Origin of the sequence: Staphylococcus sp. GDY8P67P, assembly GCF_017892545.1 — a bacterium.
GTDB lineage: Bacteria > Bacillota > Bacilli > Staphylococcales > Staphylococcaceae > Staphylococcus > Staphylococcus ureilyticus.
In genome coordinates this window covers 1-23,961 of sequence record NZ_JAESLH010000013.1, presented here as the reverse complement: position 1 = coordinate 23,961, position 23,961 = coordinate 1, and the positions used below count along the sequence as shown (strand labels likewise).

Sequence of the window (23,961 nt, the reverse complement as noted above, 5' to 3'; positions counted from 1 at the left end):
TATGGCAGATTTTAATAATGAAGCAGTAAAAGATGAATATAAAGAAGAACAAGTATTTGATGATATGATAGCGAAAAAGAAGGAAGTAAGACCTACAAAATCGGTTAAAATGTATAATGAAGACTGGTCAATTGCTTATCAAGTTAAAGCGAAAACAGGCGCAAATTTAGTAGACATAGTTTCTGAAGCAATGGAATTATTGAAAGAAAAACATGATCTTTAATTTTATATATTAATTATAAGGGGGGTGTTTGTAATGCCATTCGTTATTTTTATATCTATAGTTGCTGTTATGGTTATTCTATTTAAGTTAAATGATAAAAGGGTTGAAAAAATAAATAGAAAACACGATCAGCAAGTTAAAAATATTATTGAAACTTATTACACAGTTGATAAGGTTGAATGTATATATATAGAAAATGGAAAAACTGAATTGGTATTTCAAGACAACTCATTAAATTTAAATAGTTATCAAGTAAAAATTGTTAAGGACTTTGAAGATGAAAAAGTTGAAATTAACGCCCCTTTGTATAATGAACATGATCTAAATGATTTGTTTGAACGCGTATTAGCTGAAACTTATTTTTATATTTCTAAGGCTAGATATGATGGTCTGATACAAGCTACAGCTTAAAGGTCTATCTAAGGCCTTTAATTTTTTAAAAAATATTTACGCTTTAGCAAATAAATACTTGTCAAAGTGTAAATTAAGTGATAATATAATAATTGAAAGGAGGACGAAACAAATCAAACGCTATAAATAAAAGATATAGCAACCCACAAAAAAGGAGTGTTACAGATGTTTGTAACTAAAGAAGAATTTAAAAATATTGATGTAGAACAAGTTTTCAAAGAAGGTCATAACTTTATAAAAATAACGAATGGTAGACATGAAATATTTAAAGTTAATTCAGGCTATAAGATCATTGATTATAAAAAAGGAATTGGCCTAACAGCGACAAATAAAATTCCAAAGTATATACAAAACAAACTTTAAAAAAAGCCCCGCTAAGGGGCTTTAATATAAATGAGGTGCTAAATATGAACCATGATAAAGCAATGTATATTGAATGGTTATTATTAATGGATCCTTTAGAAAGTAGGGAGAATTTAAGAGATAAGACAATAGAAGAACTTCAAGACAAATTTAATTTGTGTAGACTGAAGCAACTTGATGAAGAAATGGAGGAAGCACAATGATTATTGATGAATTTAAAACTAGAAATAATGTGTATGTATTAAATGTAATTTATGACTTTTGGGCTGATCCTGTTGTACAAGTTATTGAAAATGGTAGGTTTATAGGATATATCAACGAAAGATATTCTATTGATGAAGCGAAAGCTATGATAAAAGAAAAAAGCGATTATAAAAAAGTGATTATTATATGATGTTTGTTTACTCCGACTATGAAGGCATAAAAAAAGCGATACTAGAAAGTATCGCAATAGGACGAAAGTAATCAAACATTCGCCCACAAAAAAAGGTACACTAAGAATAACAAAAAAATGGTCGGAGGTAAACAAAACAATGAATTTAAAAGACATAGCAAACTTATTAAATGATGAAAAAACTTTGTATACGCAACAAGGCGGGCAAGATATAGCAGTAAATGAAGGTGTGTATATTATGGAGAAAAACAACACTATTTATACTGGTAAGCTTCCAAATAATAATTTAGATGATTTAATTCGTGAAAGTTCTGAACCACAGCAACTAATAGATGTTAATGAAGTAGCTGAAAGATTAGGTGTAACAAGACAAAATGTTACTATGCACGTCAAAAATAAAAACTTTAAATTTGTGCCTAAACCTTTGTTTTATTATGAGAATAAAAGCTACACTAAATATTTTTGGGTTGCTGAACAATTTGAGTAAAGGAGTAAGGCAATGAAGATATTTAAACCACTGATAGCCTTATTATTATCGCTTATTGTATTAAGTGGTTGTGATACGGAAAAGGCAATAAATGAAGTTGATGATTTAATATCAACTATTAGTGATTTTAGCAAATCAGATACACCTGAAATAAAAAATAGTAAAGAAGATATAGACTTAATAGGCGCTGAAACTAATAGCGAAAACTATGCTTTTATCAATGATAACAAGACAGAATTAAGTCAGGAAGATCAGAACTTACTGAATGAAAAGGGTAATGATCGTTTTTGGGCTGATTATCCTGATTTGGATAAATACGGTAGATCGGGAAAAGTTACGGCGTTAATTACAAATAAAGCTGTTCAAAGTCATTCTTCAAAAGCACAAGAAAGACCGTCTTTTGATTATGATGTACATGTAGCAGGAGAATATAAAGATGGTACATATAACCCTGAAAAGCAGACGTGGGAAGGCGAGAACTCAAACAACCAAATATTACAATTAGATGGGTATAGGGGTTATATATATAATAAATCTCATTCGCTTGCCTGGTCATTGGGCGGAGATATGGAAACACATAATTTAACATTAGGTACTAGGGCGCAAAATGTTGGATCTAATAAAGACCCTGAAGGTGGGGGCATGGGTTATCCTGAAACGCAAATAAGAAATGCAATGTATGATAATCCTGAAACAAAAGTGTTTTATGAAGTTACGCCCGTTTATAAAGATGATGAACTTGTGCCAAGAGGTTCACACGTTAGAGCCTACTCAATTAATGATGACGGCCAAACAATAAATATCAATGTTTGGATTGCGAATAAACAAGAAGGCGTTCAGATTAATTATAAAGATGGTTCGTATACTTATTAAGTGAATATATTAAAGTTAAGGACTGGTTATGATGGCTGATATATTTGATTTGGAATATTTAAAGTATCAAAAAGAATTTATAGAAAATGATGGAATGATTGACTATTCTCAATTTATAAACAGTATTCAATTTCATAAAAGTTACACTATAGAAATTGAAAATATAATTAATTGCTTATTTAATAAAACGTTAGAATTTTCTCAAATAACACTACATTCATTATTATCAGAAGTTAAAAATGCAGAAGTAAAGCAAGAAGTAAAAAATATGATAAATAAGCTATATTCATTTGATAATGCAACATTAAAAGATAATGAATTGAATGTTACTCAACAAAAGTATTATTCATTTGAAATTGAGAGTATGCAAAGCAGTTTTCCACCACAAGTTTTGAAGTTTTTCAAAGTATTATTAGAGTTTCCAAATATGATGAATGAACTAGATGTTATAGCAATACTAGGAATAATTAAAGAAACTAAAATATCTGTAGAACTGAATGAATATATTGATCTATTAATTGATTTAGACAAAATTCATACTGTATCAGATATAGAAAGTATCTTTGATGATGAAAGAATATATCAAGGGAGTTTATTTAAAAAATATATTCACTGAAGGAGTTAATTAAAATGAAAAAATTAATTGTTAGTACAGCAGTAGCAACACTATTATTAACTGTTCCAGGTATGGCCAAAGCAGAAGAAAATAAGGAAGATTGGGATAAACCCGTTTTTATAAAAGGGGCTGATCTTGAAGGCCAAGACTTACAACAGACTGAAGATGATTTAGGCGTAAAAGATGACTATGAAACTTACAGCGTAACAACTGATGACGTTAGTAAATATATTCCTAATAGTGGCAATTTAAGTTATATATATTCAAGTGCAACTATTAAGCATAAAAAATGGGGTAACGGTGTAGATGTAGAAATAGACACACCTGATAACATCACAAAGGTTACAAGTGAACAATATCAAAATGCGTCAATCACAGCAGGCATTAAAGACGCTGAAATTCATATAGCTTCAGTTGAAAAAGTTACTGGAGAAGGTGCTTTAGCAGGTATTTATAAAGCTTATGAAGAAAAAGGCAATGAATTAAATTCTGAAGATATTCAAAACTCAAATAAAGAAATGCAAGATTTAACTTCAATATCTGAAGAAAATCAAAATAAAGACGGATATTCAGACGAAGCATTAAACGCGTCTATAGCAGATATTAAACAACAGTTAGCAGATATTAAGAAAAAACAAGATGAACAGATAACACCACAACAAGTTGAAGATATAGTTAATAAAGTGCTTGATGAACGAGGATTGTCGGGAACATTAACAGATAATCAAAAACAAATGATAACTGATAATATGACTAATGTTGCAAATTCTAACGCTTTAACTTCAGATCCTAAAGCATTTGCTAAAAATGCAAAAGACGCTTTGAAAGGTATTGAAAAAAATTCAGGCGACTTATTAGATAAAGCTAAAGACAAGGCTAAAGACTTAAATACTGAAGAAAATAGGAACTTTGTACAAAAAATTTGGGATAGTATTTTACAGATTATACAGTCTATCATAGATTTCATTACAAGCTTATTTAATCGTATCTTTTAATCAGTGAATAGGAGGTTTGACGTGTTATTGAATGTAGATAAAAATTCAAAAAACGTATCGTTAAAGAAGATTAGGAATAACGAATTATTGTATTTAATGAGTTGTTCGAGTAGTTTACCTGGTGCTGATAGAACTATTTGCAATGTATTAATTGATGAAATGAAAAATATTATACATGTATATGATGATCTAAGACACTGTTCAACGTCTATTTTCAAAGAATTAGACCAAACATTAATTATAGAAATGATGTCACTTCTAGGGGTTGAATATGGCCGATATAGGATTGTACTTTATTATGCACCAATACTTAAAAACCCGTTTATAAGAGAATATGAATTAAAAAGTGAAAAATTAATAACTGTTAATACTGAAGACCTTAATGAACTATTTTATAGAAAGGCTTTGAATAATGAAAGTTTAGAAAAATAGATGTTTATAAGCATAAAAATAGCCCTGCATAAGCAGGGCTTTAAGTTTGTTTAGCTTATGAGAAAACCAACAAACTAAATAAAAAGGTAATTACATTATAACATAATCCGCTTCAATCAACTATTATAAATACCGCTTCAATATATAGTCTATAAGGGGTTCACGGTTTCATCTAATTTAGAACATCAACTTTTAAAATTGGACTAAAAATAGCAACGCACAATTAACATCGTGCTTTTACTAATTTTTAGCCCAATTTTAAAGCTTCTTTATCTAAATTAGATGAAACCGTGAACCCTTTTTTTAAAAAAATTACACTTTAGAAAGTATTTACTTGTCAAAGTGTAATAAATTTGATATACTGTATTTAACGAAAGGAGGAAACCAACTGAAATTGTTGTAAATAATCGCAATGCAACAACTAAATAAAAAGGGAGATTTACAAATATGAAAAAGGAACAGTACATTTTAAAAGTTTTAGATTTAGTTCAAGATTATCAAGTTATGGAAGATGAAAGGTTTCAAATATCACAACCAAGCGACGTTGTTAAGCTATTACAAAAAGAAATAGGAAGTTTCACAAGAGAACACTTTGTTATGATTGGCTTAAATACTAAAAATGAAGTTACAACGCTTTATACAGTGCATATAGGCACGTTAGATATGTCAATCATACACCCTAGAGATAGTTTTCAAGTTGCAATAATAAATAATTGTAAATCAGTTATTTTTGCACATAACCACCCAAGCCAAGATGTATTAAACATAGTATCCTAAACTAGAGTACTCTAAGTACTCGAAGTTTAGGATTTTTTAATTACAGTGCTTTAACTATTAAATATATAAGGGTATTATTAATAGTAGTTAAAGTATTTAAAGGTGGTGGAAAGATGAAGGTTCAGAAAGTAATTGTGGAGGAAAAATCATATCCGTTATACATACTGCTAGATAAAGAATTTGAAGTGATAGAACCGGTTAAGCGATTTATAAAGTACTTGGATAATACGGGCAAAGCTCCAAATACCATTAAAACATATTGTTATCATCTCAAGCTGTTTTATGAATTTATGAGCCAAAGTAGAATCGAATTAGGAGATTTACAATTTGAGGATTTAGCAAACTTTGTAGGATGGTTAAGAAATCCAGCAGGGCATTTAAAGGTAATAGATATACAACCAAAGAAGGCTAAAAGAGAGGAAACATCAGTTAATTCCATACTTAACGCTGTAACTAGTTTCTTAGAGTATTTAAATCGCACAGAAAATTTTAAAGCTATAGATATGTCTAAAGAAGCAAGAGGAAGAAACTTTAAGGGGTTTCTTCACCATTGTATATGTTAACTTAAAACTGAGCCACCAACGCAATTGAAAACTGAGCCACTTCTGTAGGAAAATAACCCTAGCACAATCGTTAGGGGGAAAACAGGAGTGATTACGTTGAACAAGAAGCAACAGGTGATTCAGCTGCATCTTCAAGATGTCAGCCAAAGACAAATTTCCACAGAAGTGAAGGTCTCTAGAAACACCGTATCCAAATATATCGAAGCCTTTGAGAAGAGTAAGGCGACCGATGTTCGTAACCTGCCGGTTACAGAAGATATTTTATCGCCTCCCTCCTACAAGAAAAGGGCTGGAGTGAAACGTAAAATGACGGAAGAGATTGTGGAAAGGCTCAAGGGGTTCATTCAGGACAATGAATGGAAACGCAAAAACAACATGAGCAAGCAACAAATGAAAAAGATTGATATGTATGAAAAACTGCAAGAAGAAGGGTACGATATCGGCTATACAACGGTTCGGAATTTCGTCAATAGCGAGGAGAGACGAACAAAAGAGGTCTATATTCGCCAACGCTATTCAGCGGCCTGGGAAGTGGAATTTGATTGGGGAGAAGTAAAACTGGTGATTGACGGGAAACAGAAGTCCTATTCACTGGCGGTCTTCACCTTGGCTTACAGCAATTACCGGTTTGCGCTGCTTTATGAATCCGAGACGATGATCTGCATACAGGATGCACATACCAAACTGATTGACCACTTAGGTTTCGTTCCCTCTGTTTTCACTTACGACAATATGCGAACCGTGGTGAAATCGTTTGTCGGAACAGACCGGAAAATCACGGATGGCATGATCAACCTCTCCAATTACTATGAATTCCGGATCCGGCTCTGCGAGCCAAGAAAAGGAAACCAGAAGGGGCATGTGGAACGGAGTGTGGAGGTTGTTCGCAGAAAAGCATTTTCGTATGACATCGCATTCCCTTCTCTTGAAGACGCCCAGAAACGTCTAGCCCAAACCATTCTGTCGCTCAATAAACGGATTCACCATGAAAAGAAACTCGCTCATATAGAATTGAAAGACCAGGAAAAAGTTGCCGCTGCTCAAGAGGCGCTTCCTCTGCCATTCGATGTTTCGGAAGTCGTGGAATGTCGGGTAGATAAATATAGCACCGTCACGATTAAGCAAAATCGGTATTCCGTACCTGAAGGTCATGTAGGCGCATGGATTCGTGCAAAGGTAAGTGCGGATTCAGTCCGTCTCTTTATTGAAGGGGAATTCGTCGCAGAACATCGGAGAAATTGGGGTGTTCATCAATGGGAAATGGATCTCTATCATTACATAAAAACTTTCACAAAGAAAAAAGGCGCTTTAGCTCAAAGTGAATGTTTGAGCCAAGCACCAAATCAAATTAAAAAACTCTTCGAAAACCATTATATCGGAAAAGAGAAAGATTTTCTAGAGCTACTCCTTTATGTACGTGAGAAAAATCAGTGGGATAACGTGATGGCTGCCGTCCGACAGATTGAGACAAAAGGTCTCGGCGACATCACGACCGAAAAGCTAATCTTTCTGAGCGAACAAACAGATCTGGTACCTGCGGTACCGCTGCATCCAGACGAGACGGTCGAACAGGCGCTTCAAAACATTAAGGCCTTTTCAGCGATGTTCAATCAAGTCGATGAAGGAGTGCTTGAACATGGATAAAAAGCAAAGCGTCATCGACCTGTGCAAAGAATTACGTCTTCCTGGCATCCGTGAGTTGGTCGAAGAAGACGTAGCATTCCAGGAAACGACACCTGCGATTGACCTGTTACACACCGTGTTAACGAAGGAAAAGAATGACCGCTGGATCCGGTCTAAATCCACACGGATCCGCCGTGCGAACTTTCCGGAGAAAAAGCTGCTGGAGGAGATTGATACTCGAGCGCTGCCGACAGATGCGCAGCAAAAACTGCCCAACTTACAGACGCTCGATTTCATCAAAGCTGGACAGAATGTGATTCTGACCGGTTCTCCAGGAACCGGCAAGAGCCACCTGGCGATCGGCTTAGGGGTAGAAGCTTGTTTAGCGGGCTACAAGGTTTATTTCGCCAGTGTCTCGTCCTTAATCAATCAGTTGAAGGAAAGCCGGTCCGAAAGGACCTTACGCTCTTTCGAATTGCGATTTGAGAAATATGACCTCGTTATCATTGATGAATTAGGCTACATTTCCTTCGATAAAGAAGGGGCTGAATTACTGTTTACACATTTGTCGTTGCGTGCTGGTCGATCCTCAACCATTATTACGAGCAACCTGTCTTTTGCGAAATGGGAAGAGGTATTCCATGATCCTATTTTGACCGCCGCATTGACGGATCGCTTGACGCATAAATCGCACGTGGTGAATATGATCGGCCCATCTTACCGAATGAGAGAAACGCAAAAGTGGCTTGAAAATAGCCATTCATAAGTGGCTCAAAATTAAATTGCGAAATGGCTCAATTTTCAGTTGCGAAATACACCCCCACCTTCTATCTCGTCCAGTTGGTTTCCCCAGTCCATAAATATCAGATGAAGACAAGGCACTAAAAGTTTTTATAAAATTGGTTGATTTAGGTTTTACATTATGTTGCTAACTTTAATATTTACATTTGAATATTAAAATGTTACAGTACAGGCTAAGTATATTAATTAGTGAAAGGAGGTAATAGCTATGTTAACTGTTTTTAGAATCTTATTCGGTGAAAATACAAAAATCGGAAACCGTTTAGCTATTAAAGGGAGTAGTCTGTCCTTTTTTAAACTAAACAATGATATAAAAACAGTTGCCGGAGCTTTGCCTCTACTATGGATAAGTTTAAAACAAGATCATCAACATACTTGTTTTATGTAGTGAAATATGCATATTTGTATGTTTTGACTTTCGGCACCGGTAATTTTTATCTGTGTTTTTTTTGTGTGCAAAAAGAAATTGATTCTTAACTAGAGCAAATTGTGAAAGGATGAAAGAAATGAATTTTAATAATAAAACAAAGTATGGTAAAATACAGGAATTTTTAAGAAGTAATAATGAGCCTGATTATAGAATAAAACAAATAACCAATGCGATTTTTAAACAAAGAATTAGTCGATTTGAGGATATGAAGGTTCTTCCAAAATTACTTAGGGAGGATTTAATAAATAATTTTGGAGAAACAGTTTTGAATATCAAGCTCTTAGCAGAGCAAAATTCAGAGCAAGTTACGAAAGTGCTTTTTGAAGTATCAAAGAATGAGAGAGTAGAAACGGTAAACATGAAGTATAAAGCAGGTTGGGAGTCATTTTGTATATCATCACAATGCGGATGTAATTTTGGGTGTAAATTTTGTGCTACAGGCGACATTGGATTGAAAAAAAACCTAACTGTAGATGAGATAACAGATCAAGTTTTATACTTCCATTTATTAGGTCATCAAATTGATAGCATTTCTTTTATGGGAATGGGTGAAGCTCTAGCCAACCGTCAAGTATTTGATGCTCTTGATTCGTTTACGGATCCTAATTTATTTGCATTAAGTCCTCGTAGACTTTCTATATCAACGATTGGTATTATACCTAGTATCAAAAAAATAACCCAGGAATATCCTCAAGTAAATCTTACATTTTCATTACACTCACCTTATAGTGAGGAACGCAGCAAATTGATGCCAATAAATGATAGATACCCAATAGATGAGGTAATGAATATACTCGATGAACATATAAGATTAACTTCAAGGAAAGTATATATAGCTTATATCATGTTGCCTGGTGTAAATGATTCTCTTGAGCATGCAAACGAAGTTGTTAGCCTTCTTAAAAGTCGCTATAAATCAGGGAAGTTATATCATGTAAATTTGATACGATACAATCCTACAATAAGTGCACCTGAGATGTATGGAGAAGCAAACGAAGGGCAGGTAGAAGCCTTTTACAAAGTTTTGAAGTCTGCTGGTATCCATGTCACAATTAGAAGTCAATTTGGGATTGATATTGACGCTGCTTGTGGTCAATTATATGGTAATTATCAAAATAGCCAATAGTATTGAACAAGGTATATAGCTGATATAATAAGGTGAATTTTTAAATAATATTAATGCAATTAATATTATTTTGATAACTCAATTATGCTAGTATTTTCTTCAAATATGAATGGACTACTGGGTGGAAGATAATTAACTAATCTGTATTCTTCTAATTTGAAATGAATAAGTTTCAAAGTACTAAGATATAGGATTAGTCATCCATTTTTTTTAAATCAGTTTAACTAGATGTTTTGTTTGTCGAATGACAAAAAACTCTTATTTAGTATAAATGAATAGATAATCCTTCCAATAATAATTGGGAGGATTTTTTATTCTCCCTAAATACAAATGTAAGTTAATGAAATATATACTTGAAGATGTTTATGGCATTCTAAAAATGTAGTCTTTGGCAGTTAATTTATGTAGTCTCTCTAGAGAACAACTTGAAAGTATTCGGGAATGCGTTCAGCTTCATAAAACCCTCCTCAATTATATAATCTGAAACCCTCTTGCTAAGTTCTTCTTCAACTTTTTGAAAACCTTTTAATATCATTTGATTTCTCACTTTATTAGCGTTCGTAAAAGTACACTTTTACGAACACTATTTAAGTGACCCTATATAAAGAGAAAGTACCGTTCATAAACATATGAAAATAAATTGTGAACGTTCTCTAATTTACATATACTTTTACGAACGTTTCTTGATAAAATGAAGAAAGAGCATATCATTCCTATTTCTAAAGAAATTGCTGCATTGATATTAGTTCAAGAGCAAAGGGTGGCTGATGAACTCGATGATGGATGTGTATATGTGTTTCCCCGAAAAGATTGCTCACCATTGAAACAAGATACCTTTAGGGTTAAATTAAATGAACTAGCTTATGAAGAAAAGATAACGGACAGCAACGGAGAAATTTTTCGTTTTCATGCTCATGCCTTTCGGCATACAGTTGGCACTAGAATGATAAATAACGGAGTGCCACAACATATTGTCCAGAAGTTCTTGGGTCACGAATCACCGGAAATGACGGCAAGATATGCACATATTTTTGATGAAACCCTAAAGAAGGAATTTACGAAATTTAAGGAAACCTTAGTAACGAATAACGGTAGCATTCTGGATTTAAGTGAGGAAAATACTGAAGCTGACAATACAGATCTTCAATGGTTTAAAAAGAATATCAATGCACAGGCACTTCCTAATGGCTATTGTCGGTTACCAGTAATTGCAGGACCATGTCCTCACGCAAATGCATGTTTAGATTGTACGAATTTCTGTACAAGTAAACAATTTCTTACTGAACATGAAGAGCACTTAGAGCGAACTAAAGAAATACTAAATAGGGCTAAACAAAACCAATGGCAGCGTCAGGTTGAAACCAATGAACGTGTTAAAAATAGATTAGAACAGATTATTCATTCGTTAAAGGAGACGAATTAAAATGATTAGAAAAGGTAACACAACTGCCATAGTTCAGCTAGCTAAAGACAAGTCGGAGAAAACAAGAATTAGGGTTGAAAAGACAATTTCAGAGATGGCATTGAAAGAAGAGAAGATTAATTTTAATTCCGTTGCACAAAAAGCAAATGTTTCAAAGTCATGGCTTTACAAACAAAAAGATATTAGAACTAGAGTGGAGACATTAAGAGGGATGCAGATAAGTGAGTTAACCCCCCGTAAACCTAGTAAAAGCCCTCGTTCAGAGGACGTATTAATAAAAACCTTAAAAAGCCGTATAAAGGCGTTAGAAGAAGAGAATGAACGGTTAAAGGATCAAGTTCAAAAATTACATGGCAAGCTGTTTTAGCAGATTTGTGTTTCTTGGAATTTATTGGGCACTTTGAATTGGCTACCTAAAATGAAATCGCTAAAACCTTCAATAACTTCAATAGCCCATTTCCCTAAATGTGTTAAGGGGAAATGGGCTTTCTTCTAGTATTGTTGGCATGATCGCAGAAGTGTTTTATGCTCTTAAATAATACTTTTTAATATATTGCAAATACTCATTAGCACTTTTCTGTATCTCTTCGCCCTTCATATCCGAATTAGCACCGTAAAGTACAAACTCTGGTACATATTCAGCATGAATCTATGCACATAAAGATTTGAATGGTGTTAACATCTGGGTTAATGTATGCTTGTTTTTACCCATACTTGTAAATTCACCTTTTTTTACGCCAGCTGATATAGCTAATCCTAATTTTCGATTATAAAATATTCTTTTACCCTTTGATCCGTAAGCCCATCCATATATAATCACTTCATCGATCCATTTTTTTAATAATGAAGGAGAACTATACCAATATAATGGAAATTGAAAAATAATATTATCATGATTTTCAACTAATTCCTGCTCTCTTTTTACATTCATAATAAAATCAGGATACTCTCTATAAAGATCATGAATGGTAATTTCGTTTGAATAAGACGCTGCTTTTTCTACCCAAACTTTATTGATTCGAGAATTTGGCATATCTGGGTGAGAAACGATCACCAATGTTTTCATTGTTTCATCCTTAACATACTCAACTTTCGCACCAATAAAACAGTGTACGAAAGTTGAGTTACTTAAAAGTATTCTATTCTAAGAAATTCAAATTTGCGTGATTCCTAAGCTATTTATTTACAGCTTAAACTATAGAAGATGAACTAAACAATAACTAATCTTTACATAACTAAGTTATTACCCACGCTTTTTTAAACCTAATCCAGCTATTAAGGCAATGAGTATTGCCCCTGTAGCTGCAAGGAACGCATCTGAGTAGGACATAGCGTCCAATATATATAATGGATTTATCGGCTCAGTAGCATCACGTCGAGCGGATAATAATGCTCCAATCATACCTGCTCCAGTTCCTGATCCAAGGTACAAAGCACCTTGGAAAATCCCCATTCCGACACCAACCTTGTCTGCATCGAGTGCACTTACTGCGGCGTTATTTGCGGGAGAATTCGTGAATGCAAAAGCAATCCCTACTCCGAGGACCCCCACGGAAACTAACAGAGGTGAAGCACCAGATGCATAGGTGGACAAGAATAAGGTAGACAGCCCCATCAGAGTCATCCCAGTAATTATCAGACGTTTATCCCCAAATCGATCAGAAAGACGGCCAACGAAGGGAGATAAGATTGCAACAGCCACACCACCTGGCAACAATATCATTCCAGCCTGTCCAGAAGAGAGTCCATTCACCTCAACGACTAGTAATGGGACGAACATAAGAACAGCGAAATAAGCAAACATCGAAAAAAATGCAATTATGACCGTATTGACATAATCCTTGTTATTGAACAGGACAGGTGGTACAAATGGATTTTCTGCGGTAACAATTCTCCAAATAAATCCCACCAAAGCTACAACAGAACCAATTAGGCTAGTTAACGATGAGAACGAAGAAAAACCAGAAGTTTCTCCTTGAGTGATGCCAAAAAGGAGTAATCCTACTGTGAGGCCGAGGAATAAACCACCAATGAAATCAAAGTTCTTATTGCTTCCTACGGATTCTGCCGGTTTAATTGTCGGTAACGCGTAGTAGGCACCAATAACAATCATAATGGCTAACAAAAATGTGAACCAAAACAAGGCATTCCACCCTAAATATTGACCAACTACTCCACCAAATATTGGACCAGCAGCAGTTCCAACACCAATACTTCCTGCGATAATTCCCAAAGCTCCCCCACGTTTTCCTTGTGGGAAAACCTTCGAAATTGCAATGACTGATAGAACTGGAATTGCGGACATCCCAGCACCCTGAACCATTCTTCCCAAAACCAACAATGGGAGGTTCGGGGCAATTGCACATAAAAGACTACCACTTGCCAGAATCATAATGGCAAAGATATATAGCTTTCGTAACTCAAAAAAGTCTGAGATTCGACCATAAATCGGAATTCCAATCGCAAGAACAAGTGCAATACCACTAACTATCCAACTCACTTGAGATTTCGAAGCTTCTAAATCTTTGCTTATTAGTGGAAGTACGGGATTGACTGAATCAGCCGTAATTGCACCTACAAGTACAGATAGGGAGAGTACCATCATTAAAAGCCTAGTAGAACCCCTTTTTTCAGATTGAATCATTTCTTTAGATTTACTATCCTTTTTCATTTTATTTCCTCCTAAAATATATTGTGATTTTAGGAGGCTAAATCCACTGCTTTCACCATAAACCTCACCTCATATCTATTTATATTGTAAAACCAAATCAACGAACTCACCATATTTCTACAGCATGATTAAAGATTCGGTTCTCCAAACTAACTGAACTGATCAAACAAAAAAAAGGCACCAGTTTAACAACCGGTGCCTAATCATTCGTATGCATTTTTACAAATGCAATAGATTCATAAATTTTTGCCCATTATATAAAAGGAGGCAAAAAGTTTTCCGGTAGTGTTTCCATTTTTTGTTTTTGTGAAAAAGGACATACTGATCCCGTTGTACCTAAATCCCCTGAAACTTTTACATGCTTTCTAAACTCGACATTAATGAAATCAATTCCCATTACTTTTTGCCTCCTTTCTCATATTGTGATAATAACACAATAATAATTGATGAAAAAGAAATAATCAACCCTACTTTTTTGAAAACCAATTTAAAGCTTTACTACTTTTACTTACATAATAAAGGCAGGTGCAGTATAAACTTTTTTAAATAGGTCTTCTTTAACGAGCAGGTAGCGTCAGTTAAAGTAGATAATTTAAGATCGAAATCATATTATAGATATTCCGAAATTGGGCGTGATTGTTGCAGGTCAAAAGCTTAATTCCTCGATAAAATAAAAAGGAATTAGTTTTTTTATTTGTGGTACATTCTTCTGACCGTAATCAATTGTCATCTAATAATTACATTGTATTTTTTCATTTGATTTAACACGTTAAATATATGTTCTTAAAGTAAAAACATTGATGTTAATGGATTTTTAGTAATTTACTCTTGATAAGATCCAACGCCATCAGTAAACGATATTATGGTTGGTAAGAGATTAAAGCTTATAGGGGAATTGCTAAGTATTGATGTATTAGATAGTTTAGTAGTAAGTGATAACAATTATACAAGTTTAGAAGAACTAGAGTTATTAGAAACAGAACTCAATATAAATGATTTATTAGAATAATTGGTATGAGCCAAGCCCCCAAAAAAACGGGGGCGGGCGCTCGTCCAGTTTGTATATTATGCAGTTCCGCCCGACGATAAAAACCAATCGTCGAACTACACCGCATAATATACAAACTGACCTCGCGCCCGCCCCGTACTTAAAAAGGAGTGTTAAATATGATGTATTTAAAAACACGTTATATAACATTAAAAGATTTAAAACAATTAGGAATTGCAGATAAAAACGGCTTAATAGACTATCAAGAATTTAATAAATTAAAGCTAGAAAATAAAGATAAAGGAGTTAATTTAAAAATGGGTACAAATAACATATTTGAAAGAGGTATAAACGTTATAGACAATAGCCCAATTTACTACAATGGAAAGCGTTACGATAATAAAATTGATATAATTGATGAAAATAAAAAAATATAAAGGGGCAAGGATATGTTTACAATTAATGACTATTATAAAAGTATATCTGATGAAAATAAGCAAGACGAAATTATCAATTTAGAAGATATTATTAACACTTTGAAATTATTAGACGTAATGGGCTATGATGAAACATTTATTAAAATAACTGATGCTATTATTATTGATGAACTTAAAGATAAAGACACTTCAGATAATGTTCATCTTAAAATTAATTATGTAATCGTTAAGGAAAATGAATGCCAAAAAGAAGATTTTGAAATTATATTACCGCTAGAAATTCTTAAAGTCGATAAAGGAACAGAAGCAATTAAACCTCAAAAAACTTTTGTATCAGTTGAAAATATAAATACGATAATAAGTAAGTTGTTTGAAAAAATAGCGAAATATAAGCGTTATTTAAAAACAGTAATAGATATAAGTAATATTGATGGTTTTCAACATACTGGGCTGTATGATGAAGAACATAGACTAAATACAATTAGTAAATTAAAAGTGATGGAAACACTAGATGGCGATAATTTCACACGCTATATTTTTGGTAATAGAGATTATAAAATTAGCAACTCGGATATTTATAGAATATTTGAATTAGATAAGCAGGTTTTTCCTGAAAATAATATCGACGAATTTTTAAATGATGTAAAAAATGCGACGATTAAATTAGGCATAAAAAGCCCGCAAGAACTTATGCAGTCTATAAGATATAATGACGAAAAATCAATGATAATAGAGCCTTCAAAAGATTTAGAAGGTGTAGAAAGTATAGAAGTTAAATTGCCATAAAAAATAACACCGTGAAAACGGTGTTATTTAATCAACACTATATATATGAGGTAGCGGAATGACTATCATATTATTTTTATCGTTGTAGATGTGCAAAGTATTATCTTCAATATTTATTTTATGAATAGTTCCAGAAAGATTTTTTATATTACCGTTGTGATAATACTTTATATTTGCGCTAGGATTATTAAACATTTTTTCCACTATAGTATTGTTAATATCAAGTATTTGGTCTTCACTTTGAGAAGGCTCAGGCACTTTACTTTGATCTTTTATGAATTGTTCAAGCTGTTCATATTGTTCAGGGATTGTGGCCATAGGTAGCCATTTTTTCATTCCTCGACCTTGTGGGATATTAGGGTTTAGATACTTACGTGGTATTTTTCTATAATCTGTTTCATTAGCATATTTTTTAGGTAACATTTCAACACCTCATCAATATTATAGAACATATGTTCTGTTTTGTGAAGAAAGAAGGGATTATATGAAATTAAATTGCAACGATTATTCTTTGTATACCTTTAATCCAAAAGTAATGGACTATAGCAGTATTTTAGAACAATTAGACATAAGTAAATATGAATATGTATCAAAACTAAATAATGATTGGGTTAAGGTTATATCAAATTTAAATGACTTATATGATGAAAAGACATTGTTCAGTGAATTAGACAAAATAGATGAAAATGAGGTTTACAGTGTTTCTCGTGGTAATCATTGGGCTTCGTTTATATGTGATATTGCTTTTAATGTTGGCGCTATAAATGATTATGTAAAAAAACGTGGCAATGAACCTATTAAATTGAGTTATAAAATTTTTGGTTCTGAAAATAATGATTTAGTTAATTTTAGTTATGAAGGAAACAATGATGTTAAATTATCAAATGATCCTATTATAGTAGTACCAGATTATGTTACTACTAGAGGTTCATTTTATCCTAAGCAAGAACCTGCACAAGCATTATTAGTAGTCGACGGTAATCATAGAGCTAGTAAATTAATTGATGAATTTGATGAAGAAATTAAAGCTTATTATGTATCATTAGAAGAATTACTTGATGAAAATTTGTTCATTACTAAATTAGATGGTGCTTTATATAGTCAATTTGCAGATTTTACAAACATTTTTAGGGAAGTTCAAAACCCTAAATTGAAGCATATTTCAAGGAAATATTATAGAAAAAGCTATTTAATGAAATACTTTAGTGAGTTTATATAATGAGGGGGATTTTTATGTATAGTATGAAATATGAAGAAGAAAAAGAAAGATTAATAGAATTACTTTTGTCTAACTATAGCCAATACAAGGAAGAATTGAACTCGGTATTTGAACAGATTAAAGCAGATAAAAAAATGTATGTAGATAGTGGTAGAGATATAACTAAAAATAAAAGTGCTGTTAGAAGTTACATAGACAATGTGAATGGTAAGGATAGAACGAAAGACGAAGAATTTATGATACAGTGCAAGAATATAAGTGATCGTTTTAAATATATTCAAACTTATCAAAATAAATATAATGGGGTAAAAACGCGCTATAATAATTTAATAAAAAGTGTTAAGAAACTATCAAGCTTTATAAGTATTACAAATGACGGTCTAGGATATAGTAAAAAAGGCGATAAAATATTAAAACCAATTTACACAAATAAATTTACTATACATGCTGAATTTCACTCTATGAATTTATTAAAGTCAAACATTGATACTTATATAAAACATGAATTTTTAGATAATAATAATGGCTTTGCATATGTAGAAGAAAATAATAAATATATAGATAATAACAACTTGAAGCAAAGAGAACGTGAATTTTTTGAAACTTTAATACATGTAATGGAATTTCAATTAGAACAAGTAAAGAACATAGAGCAGAATATAGATATAGAAGACGTGCAAAGTTATTTAAAATACTATCTATTTTATAAATAGTAATAGAAGGTAGTTATATGGAAAATAATAATCAATATAAAAGATCTGATAAATATAAGTATCATAAAAATATGATAATAATCGTACCTATAGTTGTTGTAATGCTTATGTTGGTAGGATTAATATATTACTTTATAACAAGTAATAACGCAAAAGCGCAACTAGATAATTTTGAAGAAGCTGTTCAATCTAAAGACTATAAAGAAGTATCTAAAACTTTAACTTCTAAAGATGTTAAAGTTACCCATGCAGAAGCTAAACAGTTTGTAGATTACATGGCCAAGAAAGAAAACCATAACAAATTCAAAAAAGAAATGAACAATATTAAAAGCAATATCAAAAATAGTGAAAGTGATACGGTTGATTTTGGCTATATAACAGACAAGCAAGAACGAAAGTTGATAGAAATAACTATGAATGGGAACAAGTTTATATTTATTGATAGATTGGCTTTTAAACCTATATTTCATGATGTATATATAGAAAATAATTCATATTCAAATGCTAAATATGAATTTAATAATGTTGAAGATAAACAACAAATTATTACAGCGCCTAAAAATAAAACAACAAATATTGGTAAGTTTTTTGTAGGTAAATATGATATAGAAGCCCAAAAAATTTATGATGATGATAATTCATTGATTAAAGGCAAGGTTAAGGGCAATATTCGATTTGATACAGATAATCTAAATAGTGATAAAAAAGTCATTGCACACGCTAGTTTTAAAGACGCGAATTTTAAAGTGAATTTAATTAACAGTGAAAAATTGAATGATGATATAAAACTTTATATCAATGATAAGCCTATTGAATATAAAAACAATAAAGTTTACGGTGCTTATCCAATAAATGAACCTTTAAAAGTTTATGCTAAAGGTAAAATAGGCGATAAATCATTTAAAACTAATACAGTAACTATAAAAGACGATCAGGGGGCAGAACCTCAAAATATAAGTTTGAAATTTAATGAAGATACTATTAATGACTATTTAAAGAGTATCAAAGATATTGAATTAGGCGCTAAATCGTTTATGGAAGACTATACTAAAGATTTGAATAAAGCCTATAAAGAAAGTAGTTATAAGGTCATAGACAAATATATTGAAAGTAATAGTGATTTATCGCAATATATGCGGTCAATGGTAGAAAGTAAGAAGGAAAACAAATATAGACGACCTGAATTTGAAAGTGTTAATTATCAAGAGGGAAAAGTTAATATCATTTTGAAAAAGGAAAATCAGAATAAAGATAGCATAAAATCTAAATATGTACTGAAGTATAATAAATCAGATGAAAGTTATAAAATACAAAGCTATGAAGATATATAGAAAATTTTACAAACAATAACAAAGAGGATATACTGTAAGTAAGTTGAGAAATAATTGTTTCGACAGACATGTTGAAGCACCAAACGCCATCTACTATAGCCGTAGTAGATGGCGTTTTTTAGTGCCTGGTTATTTAAAGCTATCAACGCTTACGATTATTTAACCAATGTTTATAAGTCGTAAGAACTATGCCAATAACTATTGGCGCAATAAGTGTTGAGTAAATAATTGTTAATACAGACATATTGTTAGCACCTCCTAACTTGTCTGATTTCAACAGTTAGGATTGTTGATGACATAAGTCATTATATCATCAAGGTAGTGTATAATTAATGATAAAAAAGCTTAGGGTAAGGGGAAAATAAATTGATAAAAATAGAGCAATACCAATACAATGACTTTGATGATTTAATAGAAAGTTTTAAAAAAACGTTAGAACCAAAATTTGAAAAAGCTAACTGTTTTAGATATTCAGACTTTACTATTGCAGATGAAAAAGAGTACAAAGCAATTTTAAAATGGTTATTGAGTAATGGTTATTACATTAAACAATTTCCTAATGTAGTAAATAAACAAACCCCATTAAATAGATTTGCTTATGATGAAATAAAGGCCAAAATAAGAGCGAATAAAAGATACAACCCCGACGATAGTATACCGTGGACTGATCGCAGGGAATTAATCAACGAACTGGAAATAATTAAAAAAAATAGCGATACATTTTTTGAAGTTGAAGAAGACTTGAATACTACTATTAATAAAATTGCTAATGGTAGGGGTGGTCTTGAAGATCAGACAATAGACGATCAACTGGCAACTTTAAATAATTGTATAGAATACTTATTGAAAGAAGAAGGTAAGTTTAAGGATGTATCAGAATGCGTATTTTATGGTTATATTGATAACAAAGATATAATGAAGTATAGAAAAGATACACATATATTTAGACATTCTAGCACTGAAACATTAAAAGAAAAAAGTAAATGGAGTAAAGAGAAAAAGCAATTTTATATTCGACTGGGTATTATTATAGTTACAGCAATACATAATGATATGTATTGGTTTTAAAATAGCATATACCCTGGTCAAAAATGATCGGTTTTGACAAGGGTATGACATTAGAAAATAATACATTTCAATAAATAAAATAATTTAATAAAAAATACGCTTGAATAATTGCTATATATAAGGGTTAAAGACTTATAGAACTGAATAAATTCTATAAGCCTTTAACTATATTCGTACTTGGTCAAAACATGTGTTAAAATCAAAGTGTCAAAACTAAAGGTAAAAAGGGTTTTTGACCAAGCTGAGAGAAGCCCTCAGACGCCGCGAAAAAATATTTTGAAGCCCATTATACGTAAACGCGCACACAATCGTTCATATTAAAGCTATTTATAAAGGAAGTAGGCGATATTTTGGCTAAAATAGGCTATGCAAGAGTTTCAACGATCAGTCAAAGTTTAGAAACACAAATTAACTTATTAAAAGCTGAAGGTTGTATTAAAATATTTTCTGAAAAAGTGAGTGGCAAGAAAACAAATAGAAGTAAATTAGATGAGTGCTTAAAATATTTAAGGGAAGATGATGTATTAGTTGTGACTAAAATTGATAGATTAGGGCGCACAACTAAACAATTAATAAATTTAGCAAGTTGGCTACAGGAACATAATATAGAATTAAAAATATTAGATGGCAACTTTAATATGAATAGCCCACTAGGAAAAATGATATTTACTGTAATGAGTGGCTTTGCAGAATTAGAAACAGATTTGAATAGAGAAAGAACCCTTGAAGGTTTAAACGAAGCAAAAGCTAGAGGAAGAAAAGGCGGACGACCAGGTGTTACGGAAGATGTGAAGAACTATGTTATGTATCTATACAATAATACAGAGTTATCAGGTAATGAGATCGCAAGAAAAACGGGTGTAAGTAGATCAACAGTATATCGTATTAAACGTGATTTTAATTAGGGGGAAACAAGATGAATGAAAATATATTATTAGAACTTTGTTCTAAACTTAAAGGGATAAGGAAGGGCAAGAAGTACACACAACAAGAAGTCGCTGACATAATAGGAATTAATATATGGACTGTGAACAGAATTGAGAATAAAAAATTAGAAGAAGTTAAACTTAAAACAATTTTACGTATGCTTGATTTATATGAAATCACACTATATGAATTTATAGAAGATAATAAAGACTTAGCAAATAGAGCCTATAACAAATAATATTTAATTTATTTGCAAATGTACCAAAATTATTGCAATCGTCAATATAGAAGTTTATACTAGAATTAATCAAAAAAAAGATATGAAAAAAGACCACGTGCAAAGTTAAAATTGCTACCAACATTTTTAACTTCTAGCGCTTGAAACGTTACTGAACCTAACGTATACAAACGGTTTTCGGGTCTTCTTCCATACCTTATATTTTAGGTAATTTTTTGTACTTTTCTTATACCTAAATTATAGGGGCATGAGAGAAGAAAGTAAAGAAAAAGACGCTACTTTTCTACTTCGCTACTCGACTACTTTAAAAGTATATGGACGCCTAAACAAGGACTGATAACGCTTACAAGCGTTATCAGTCTTTTTGTTTAGGAGGTGCAGGCAATGCTAAATATTAATAAAATTTATGATTTTATATTACATGGAAGTATAGAAAAGTATAAATTTAAAAATTCTAAAGCTACAGATTTAGAAAAAGCTAAATTTAAGGCTACACAACCCAAAAATTGGAGATCAGCACGTATAGCTGTTTCTCCAACTAAAGAATTACTACAAAATGGGTATGGTGTTATATTTTCGTCTGAAGAAGCTTTAGTTCAATACGGTCATAAATTTAGCCACTGGACACCAAACCCATATAATTATTTAAGCACAAAGAAAAAAGAAGATGTTGAGGATAAGAAGGTTACTAATTTATATCCAATAGTGAATAGAACAAAGGATAATGTAAAACAAATCAATACTTTTGTATTAGATATTGATAAAGATATTGAATATAACGAATTAGTTCAAAGCTTAGCTTCTGCACATATAAATGAAGGGGTAGAAATGCCTAACTTGTATGTAAAGACGCCTAGAGGTTGGCATTTATACTTTGTGTTAGACATTCCATTTTATGGCAAAGGTATAGAAAAAAAGGCATTGAAAGTGGCTGAAAAAGTACATAGTAGTTTAGCATATGCAATTTCTAAATATTTACCAATAGATAATCAATGTGTATCTACTGGTTATTTCAGATTGCCTACAAAAGATAATGTAAAGTTGTTTACAAATCAATACTGTATAAAAGATGATATGGTGCGCTGGAGTAAAGAGTATTCAGAAAAACACAGTTTAAATCAGAATGTTTTTTATAAGAGTATAGTCAATGGCCAAGAATTAACGCCTGAATGGGTTGATTATTTGTTAAAAGAAGCAGATGTTACATCAATTGGATATGGTGTTGGTAGAAATAACACAATGTTTTCAGTGGCTTTGTACTATTATTCAAAAAATGTAGATTTAAAAGAAGCAGAAAGTAATATCTATGCTTTTAATCAGCGCTTAGCCAACCCTTTATCATATAAAGAGGTTGAAAGAGTAATTAAAAGTGCTTATAGCGGTCGTTATGGTGGTGCAATGCGTGAGCATGTAGAAAACCTATTAGAAGCATTTAGTGATGGCCAAATTGCGTATAGTAATAGTGGTGTAAGTATCAATGGTTTTTGGAAACATAAAAAAGAGCGTAAAGATCGTGTTAGAAGCCATTTTGATGAACGTAAAGACGATTTAGAAAGATATTTAAATGAACATACAAACAAGCAGAAAGTGTTTGTTAAAGGCTCAATGAGTGCTATTGCTAAAAAGTTAGGAATGGCTAGATCTTCTTTATACGCTATTTTTGAAAAGCATATTAACAAAGGAACTATTATAAAATACACAATTAAAAACGGTAGATATTCAGAAACTTTCATTGCTTTAAAAAGCGTGTATATTGAAAGTTTATTTGAGATGGTTAAAAGTCTTAAAAAGAAAAAAGAAAGCTATATAAGCGCTATTAGATACCTTGTAAACAATGAAAGAAATACACATAGTTTAATGGTACAAAATAACGGTTTGATGAATGAAATAGAAAATACACTCACATATATAGATCGGCATACTCAATTTATAGAAGGTAATGAAATTTTATATGAACGGTTTATTAGTTAAATTTTAATTGTCCAATGTGCCATTACGTATATCAGGTGTGCTTGAGTGTTGTTGTAAATAATATATATAAGTGAG

30 protein-coding genes and 3 pseudogenes are annotated in these 23,961 nt (G+C 31.9%); 28 read left to right on the top strand and 5 right to left on the bottom strand.

Going from position 1 to position 23,961, the window contains the following annotated elements; genetic code table 11:
• The first annotated feature begins 1 nt into the window (after position 1).
• From KA833_RS05875 to KA833_RS05790, 18 genes and pseudogenes are all read left to right on the top strand, one after another.
• A complete protein-coding gene (locus KA833_RS05875) occupies positions 2 to 223 on the top strand; it encodes a hypothetical protein (RefSeq protein ID WP_015585958.1) in 222 nt (73 codons plus the stop codon).
• 33 nt (positions 224 to 256) lie between these two features.
• Positions 257 to 634: a hypothetical protein gene (locus tag KA833_RS05870; RefSeq protein ID WP_032495644.1), complete on the top strand. Its 378-nt coding sequence runs from the start codon at positions 257 to 259 to the stop codon at positions 632 to 634.
• A 165-nt stretch (positions 635 to 799) separates the two neighbouring features.
• Positions 800 to 997, top strand: coding sequence for a hypothetical protein (locus KA833_RS05865; RefSeq protein ID WP_015585960.1), 198 nt, complete (start codon positions 800 to 802; stop codon positions 995 to 997).
• A 44-nt stretch (positions 998 to 1,041) separates the two neighbouring features.
• Entirely contained in the window at positions 1,042 to 1,200 is a 159-nt protein-coding gene (locus KA833_RS05860; RefSeq protein ID WP_015585961.1) for a hypothetical protein, read from the top strand.
• Entirely contained in the window at positions 1,197 to 1,391 is a 195-nt protein-coding gene (locus KA833_RS05855; protein ID WP_015585962.1) for a hypothetical protein, read from the top strand. Before KA833_RS05860 ends, KA833_RS05855 begins: the two co-directional genes overlap by 4 nt.
• 139 nt (positions 1,392 to 1,530) lie before the next feature.
• On the top strand, positions 1,531 to 1,878 hold the full coding sequence (locus KA833_RS05850; protein WP_015585963.1) for a hypothetical protein: 348 nt from the start codon (positions 1,531 to 1,533) through the stop codon (positions 1,876 to 1,878).
• Between the two features lie 12 nt (positions 1,879 to 1,890).
• On the top strand, positions 1,891 to 2,751 hold the full coding sequence (locus KA833_RS05845; RefSeq protein ID WP_015585964.1) for a DNA/RNA non-specific endonuclease: 861 nt from the start codon (positions 1,891 to 1,893) through the stop codon (positions 2,749 to 2,751).
• A gap of 31 nt (positions 2,752 to 2,782) precedes the next feature.
• A complete protein-coding gene (locus tag KA833_RS05840) occupies positions 2,783 to 3,367 on the top strand; it encodes a hypothetical protein (RefSeq protein ID WP_032495646.1) in 585 nt (194 codons plus the stop codon).
• 14 nt (positions 3,368 to 3,381) lie between these two features.
• On the top strand, positions 3,382 to 4,362 hold the full coding sequence (locus KA833_RS05835) for a DUF1002 domain-containing protein (RefSeq protein WP_032495575.1): 981 nt from the start codon (positions 3,382 to 3,384) through the stop codon (positions 4,360 to 4,362).
• Between the two features lie 21 nt (positions 4,363 to 4,383).
• Positions 4,384 to 4,794, top strand: a complete 411-nt coding sequence (locus KA833_RS05830; protein ID WP_032495647.1) for a hypothetical protein — start codon at positions 4,384 to 4,386, stop codon at positions 4,792 to 4,794.
• Between the two features lie 447 nt (positions 4,795 to 5,241).
• Complete coding sequence (locus KA833_RS05825; RefSeq protein ID WP_015585938.1) at positions 5,242 to 5,571, top strand: JAB domain-containing protein; 330 nt, start codon at positions 5,242 to 5,244, stop codon at positions 5,569 to 5,571.
• A gap of 113 nt (positions 5,572 to 5,684) precedes the next feature.
• Positions 5,685 to 6,122, top strand: a pseudogene (locus tag KA833_RS05820) (site-specific integrase); the annotation flags it as partial.
• Positions 6,123 to 6,230: 108 nt separating this feature from the next.
• Entirely contained in the window at positions 6,231 to 7,778 is a 1,548-nt protein-coding gene (gene istA / locus KA833_RS05815; protein ID WP_032495648.1) for an IS21-like element ISSau9 family transposase, read from the top strand.
• A complete protein-coding gene (gene istB, locus KA833_RS05810; protein ID WP_000358824.1) occupies positions 7,771 to 8,523 on the top strand; it encodes an IS21-like element ISSau9 family helper ATPase IstB in 753 nt (250 codons plus the stop codon). Before istA ends, istB begins: the two co-directional genes overlap by 8 nt.
• Before the next feature lie 243 nt (positions 8,524 to 8,766).
• Positions 8,767 to 8,946 (top strand): hypothetical protein, encoded by a 180-nt coding sequence (locus KA833_RS05805; protein WP_013356267.1) that lies wholly within the window; start codon positions 8,767 to 8,769, stop codon positions 8,944 to 8,946.
• A gap of 118 nt (positions 8,947 to 9,064) precedes the next feature.
• Positions 9,065 to 10,114, top strand: a complete 1,050-nt coding sequence (cfr, locus tag KA833_RS05800; protein ID WP_001010505.1) for a 23S rRNA (adenine(2503)-C(8))-methyltransferase Cfr — start codon at positions 9,065 to 9,067, stop codon at positions 10,112 to 10,114.
• Positions 10,115 to 10,799: 685 nt separating this feature from the next.
• A pseudogene (locus tag KA833_RS05795) lies at positions 10,800 to 11,537 on the top strand (tyrosine-type recombinase/integrase); the annotation flags it as partial.
• A gap of 1 nt (position 11,538) precedes the next feature.
• Positions 11,539 to 11,904: a DUF6262 family protein gene (locus tag KA833_RS05790; RefSeq protein WP_000619629.1), complete on the top strand. Its 366-nt coding sequence runs from the start codon at positions 11,539 to 11,541 to the stop codon at positions 11,902 to 11,904.
• Positions 11,905 to 12,186: 282 nt separating this feature from the next.
• On the opposite strand, the gene KA833_RS05785 is transcribed toward KA833_RS05790, so the two are convergent.
• The 3 genes from KA833_RS05785 to KA833_RS05775 form a co-directional block, all read right to left on the bottom strand.
• Complete coding sequence (locus tag KA833_RS05785) at positions 12,187 to 12,603, bottom strand: NAD(P)H-dependent oxidoreductase (protein WP_031883923.1); 417 nt, start codon at positions 12,601 to 12,603, stop codon at positions 12,187 to 12,189.
• Positions 12,604 to 12,780: 177 nt separating this feature from the next.
• Positions 12,781 to 14,208, bottom strand: coding sequence for a chloramphenicol/florfenicol efflux MFS transporter FexA (gene fexA, locus KA833_RS05780; RefSeq protein ID WP_165624956.1), 1,428 nt, complete (start codon positions 14,206 to 14,208; stop codon positions 12,781 to 12,783).
• A gap of 253 nt (positions 14,209 to 14,461) precedes the next feature.
• Entirely contained in the window at positions 14,462 to 14,605 is a 144-nt protein-coding gene (locus tag KA833_RS05775; RefSeq protein WP_002360221.1) for a hypothetical protein, read from the bottom strand.
• 450 nt (positions 14,606 to 15,055) lie between these two features.
• Here KA833_RS05775 and KA833_RS05770 point away from each other — a divergent pair.
• The 3 genes and pseudogenes from KA833_RS05770 to KA833_RS05760 form a co-directional block, all read left to right on the top strand.
• Positions 15,056 to 15,217, top strand: a pseudogene (locus tag KA833_RS05770) (JAB domain-containing protein); the annotation flags it as partial.
• Positions 15,218 to 15,375: 158 nt separating this feature from the next.
• A complete protein-coding gene (locus KA833_RS05765) occupies positions 15,376 to 15,633 on the top strand; it encodes a hypothetical protein (protein ID WP_015585940.1) in 258 nt (85 codons plus the stop codon).
• Between the two features lie 12 nt (positions 15,634 to 15,645).
• On the top strand, positions 15,646 to 16,419 hold the full coding sequence (locus tag KA833_RS05760; protein ID WP_015585935.1) for a hypothetical protein: 774 nt from the start codon (positions 15,646 to 15,648) through the stop codon (positions 16,417 to 16,419).
• 27 nt (positions 16,420 to 16,446) lie between these two features.
• Here KA833_RS05760 and KA833_RS05755 read toward each other — a convergent pair whose 3' ends face one another.
• A complete protein-coding gene (locus KA833_RS05755; protein WP_015585941.1) occupies positions 16,447 to 16,842 on the bottom strand; it encodes a YolD-like family protein in 396 nt (131 codons plus the stop codon).
• Between the two features lie 61 nt (positions 16,843 to 16,903).
• Here KA833_RS05755 and KA833_RS05750 point away from each other — a divergent pair, with 61 nt between their 5' ends.
• The 3 genes from KA833_RS05750 to KA833_RS05740 are packed head-to-tail and all read left to right on the top strand — an operon-like array spanning position 16,904 to position 19,682.
• On the top strand, positions 16,904 to 17,638 hold the full coding sequence (locus KA833_RS05750; RefSeq protein ID WP_015585942.1) for a hypothetical protein: 735 nt from the start codon (positions 16,904 to 16,906) through the stop codon (positions 17,636 to 17,638).
• Between the two features lie 14 nt (positions 17,639 to 17,652).
• Positions 17,653 to 18,351 (top strand): hypothetical protein, encoded by a 699-nt coding sequence (locus KA833_RS05745; RefSeq protein ID WP_032495650.1) that lies wholly within the window; start codon positions 17,653 to 17,655, stop codon positions 18,349 to 18,351.
• Between the two features lie 17 nt (positions 18,352 to 18,368).
• Positions 18,369 to 19,682, top strand: coding sequence for a TcaA NTF2-like domain-containing protein (locus KA833_RS05740; protein WP_015585944.1), 1,314 nt, complete (start codon positions 18,369 to 18,371; stop codon positions 19,680 to 19,682).
• Positions 19,683 to 19,824: 142 nt separating this feature from the next.
• On the opposite strand, the gene KA833_RS05735 is transcribed toward KA833_RS05740, so the two are convergent.
• Positions 19,825 to 19,926: a type I toxin-antitoxin system Fst family toxin gene (locus tag KA833_RS05735; protein ID WP_032495651.1), complete on the bottom strand. Its 102-nt coding sequence runs from the start codon at positions 19,924 to 19,926 to the stop codon at positions 19,825 to 19,827.
• A gap of 122 nt (positions 19,927 to 20,048) precedes the next feature.
• Here KA833_RS05735 and KA833_RS05730 point away from each other — a divergent pair, with 122 nt between their 5' ends.
• The 4 genes from KA833_RS05730 (at position 20,049) to KA833_RS05715 (ending at position 23,886) form a co-directional block, all read left to right on the top strand.
• Positions 20,049 to 20,750, top strand: coding sequence for a hypothetical protein (locus tag KA833_RS05730; RefSeq protein WP_015585945.1), 702 nt, complete (start codon positions 20,049 to 20,051; stop codon positions 20,748 to 20,750).
• A 350-nt stretch (positions 20,751 to 21,100) separates the two neighbouring features.
• On the top strand, positions 21,101 to 21,655 hold the full coding sequence (locus tag KA833_RS05725) for a recombinase family protein (protein WP_015585936.1): 555 nt from the start codon (positions 21,101 to 21,103) through the stop codon (positions 21,653 to 21,655).
• 11 nt (positions 21,656 to 21,666) lie between these two features.
• A complete protein-coding gene (locus KA833_RS05720) occupies positions 21,667 to 21,915 on the top strand; it encodes a helix-turn-helix transcriptional regulator (protein WP_001632623.1) in 249 nt (82 codons plus the stop codon).
• 384 nt (positions 21,916 to 22,299) lie between these two features.
• A complete protein-coding gene (locus KA833_RS05715) occupies positions 22,300 to 23,886 on the top strand; it encodes a primase C-terminal domain-containing protein (protein ID WP_015585937.1) in 1,587 nt (528 codons plus the stop codon).
• The last annotated feature ends 75 nt before the right edge of the window (positions 23,887 to 23,961 follow it).

What these genes read in the sequence shown, in the direction of transcription:
- KA833_RS05875 (WP_015585958.1), top strand. Translation starts at nt 2, where the DNA reads ATGGCAGATTTTAATAATGAAGCAGTAAAAGATGAATATAAAGAAGAA.
- KA833_RS05870 (WP_032495644.1), top strand. Translation starts at nt 257, where the DNA reads ATGCCATTCGTTATTTTTATATCTATAGTTGCTGTTATGGTTATTCTA.
- KA833_RS05865 (WP_015585960.1), top strand. Translation starts at nt 800, where the DNA reads ATGTTTGTAACTAAAGAAGAATTTAAAAATATTGATGTAGAACAAGTT.
- KA833_RS05860 (WP_015585961.1), top strand. Translation starts at nt 1,042, where the DNA reads ATGAACCATGATAAAGCAATGTATATTGAATGGTTATTATTAATGGAT.
- KA833_RS05855 (WP_015585962.1), top strand. Translation starts at nt 1,197, where the DNA reads ATGATTATTGATGAATTTAAAACTAGAAATAATGTGTATGTATTAAAT.
- KA833_RS05850 (WP_015585963.1), top strand. Translation starts at nt 1,531, where the DNA reads ATGAATTTAAAAGACATAGCAAACTTATTAAATGATGAAAAAACTTTG.
- KA833_RS05845 (WP_015585964.1), top strand. Translation starts at nt 1,891, where the DNA reads ATGAAGATATTTAAACCACTGATAGCCTTATTATTATCGCTTATTGTA.
- KA833_RS05840 (WP_032495646.1), top strand. Translation starts at nt 2,783, where the DNA reads ATGGCTGATATATTTGATTTGGAATATTTAAAGTATCAAAAAGAATTT.
- KA833_RS05835 (WP_032495575.1), top strand. Translation starts at nt 3,382, where the DNA reads ATGAAAAAATTAATTGTTAGTACAGCAGTAGCAACACTATTATTAACT.
- KA833_RS05825 (WP_015585938.1), top strand. Translation starts at nt 5,242, where the DNA reads ATGAAAAAGGAACAGTACATTTTAAAAGTTTTAGATTTAGTTCAAGAT.
- istB (WP_000358824.1), top strand. Translation starts at nt 7,771, where the DNA reads ATGGATAAAAAGCAAAGCGTCATCGACCTGTGCAAAGAATTACGTCTT.
- KA833_RS05805 (WP_013356267.1), top strand. Translation starts at nt 8,767, where the DNA reads ATGTTAACTGTTTTTAGAATCTTATTCGGTGAAAATACAAAAATCGGA.
- cfr (WP_001010505.1), top strand. Translation starts at nt 9,065, where the DNA reads ATGAATTTTAATAATAAAACAAAGTATGGTAAAATACAGGAATTTTTA.
- KA833_RS05790 (WP_000619629.1), top strand. Translation starts at nt 11,539, where the DNA reads ATGATTAGAAAAGGTAACACAACTGCCATAGTTCAGCTAGCTAAAGAC.
- KA833_RS05785 (WP_031883923.1), bottom strand. Translation starts at nt 12,603, where the DNA reads ATGAAAACATTGGTGATCGTTTCTCACCCAGATATGCCAAATTCTCGA.
- fexA (WP_165624956.1), bottom strand. Translation starts at nt 14,208, where the DNA reads ATGAAAAAGGATAGTAAATCTAAAGAAATGATTCAATCTGAAAAAAGG.
- KA833_RS05775 (WP_002360221.1), bottom strand. Translation starts at nt 14,605, where the DNA reads ATGGGAATTGATTTCATTAATGTCGAGTTTAGAAAGCATGTAAAAGTT.
- KA833_RS05765 (WP_015585940.1), top strand. Translation starts at nt 15,376, where the DNA reads ATGATGTATTTAAAAACACGTTATATAACATTAAAAGATTTAAAACAA.
- KA833_RS05760 (WP_015585935.1), top strand. Translation starts at nt 15,646, where the DNA reads ATGTTTACAATTAATGACTATTATAAAAGTATATCTGATGAAAATAAG.
- KA833_RS05755 (WP_015585941.1), bottom strand. Translation starts at nt 16,842, where the DNA reads ATGTTACCTAAAAAATATGCTAATGAAACAGATTATAGAAAAATACCA.
- KA833_RS05750 (WP_015585942.1), top strand. Translation starts at nt 16,904, where the DNA reads ATGAAATTAAATTGCAACGATTATTCTTTGTATACCTTTAATCCAAAA.
- KA833_RS05745 (WP_032495650.1), top strand. Translation starts at nt 17,653, where the DNA reads ATGTATAGTATGAAATATGAAGAAGAAAAAGAAAGATTAATAGAATTA.
- KA833_RS05740 (WP_015585944.1), top strand. Translation starts at nt 18,369, where the DNA reads ATGGAAAATAATAATCAATATAAAAGATCTGATAAATATAAGTATCAT.
- KA833_RS05735 (WP_032495651.1), bottom strand. Translation starts at nt 19,926, where the DNA reads ATGTCTGTATTAACAATTATTTACTCAACACTTATTGCGCCAATAGTT.
- KA833_RS05720 (WP_001632623.1), top strand. Translation starts at nt 21,667, where the DNA reads ATGAATGAAAATATATTATTAGAACTTTGTTCTAAACTTAAAGGGATA.
- KA833_RS05715 (WP_015585937.1), top strand. Translation starts at nt 22,300, where the DNA reads ATGCTAAATATTAATAAAATTTATGATTTTATATTACATGGAAGTATA.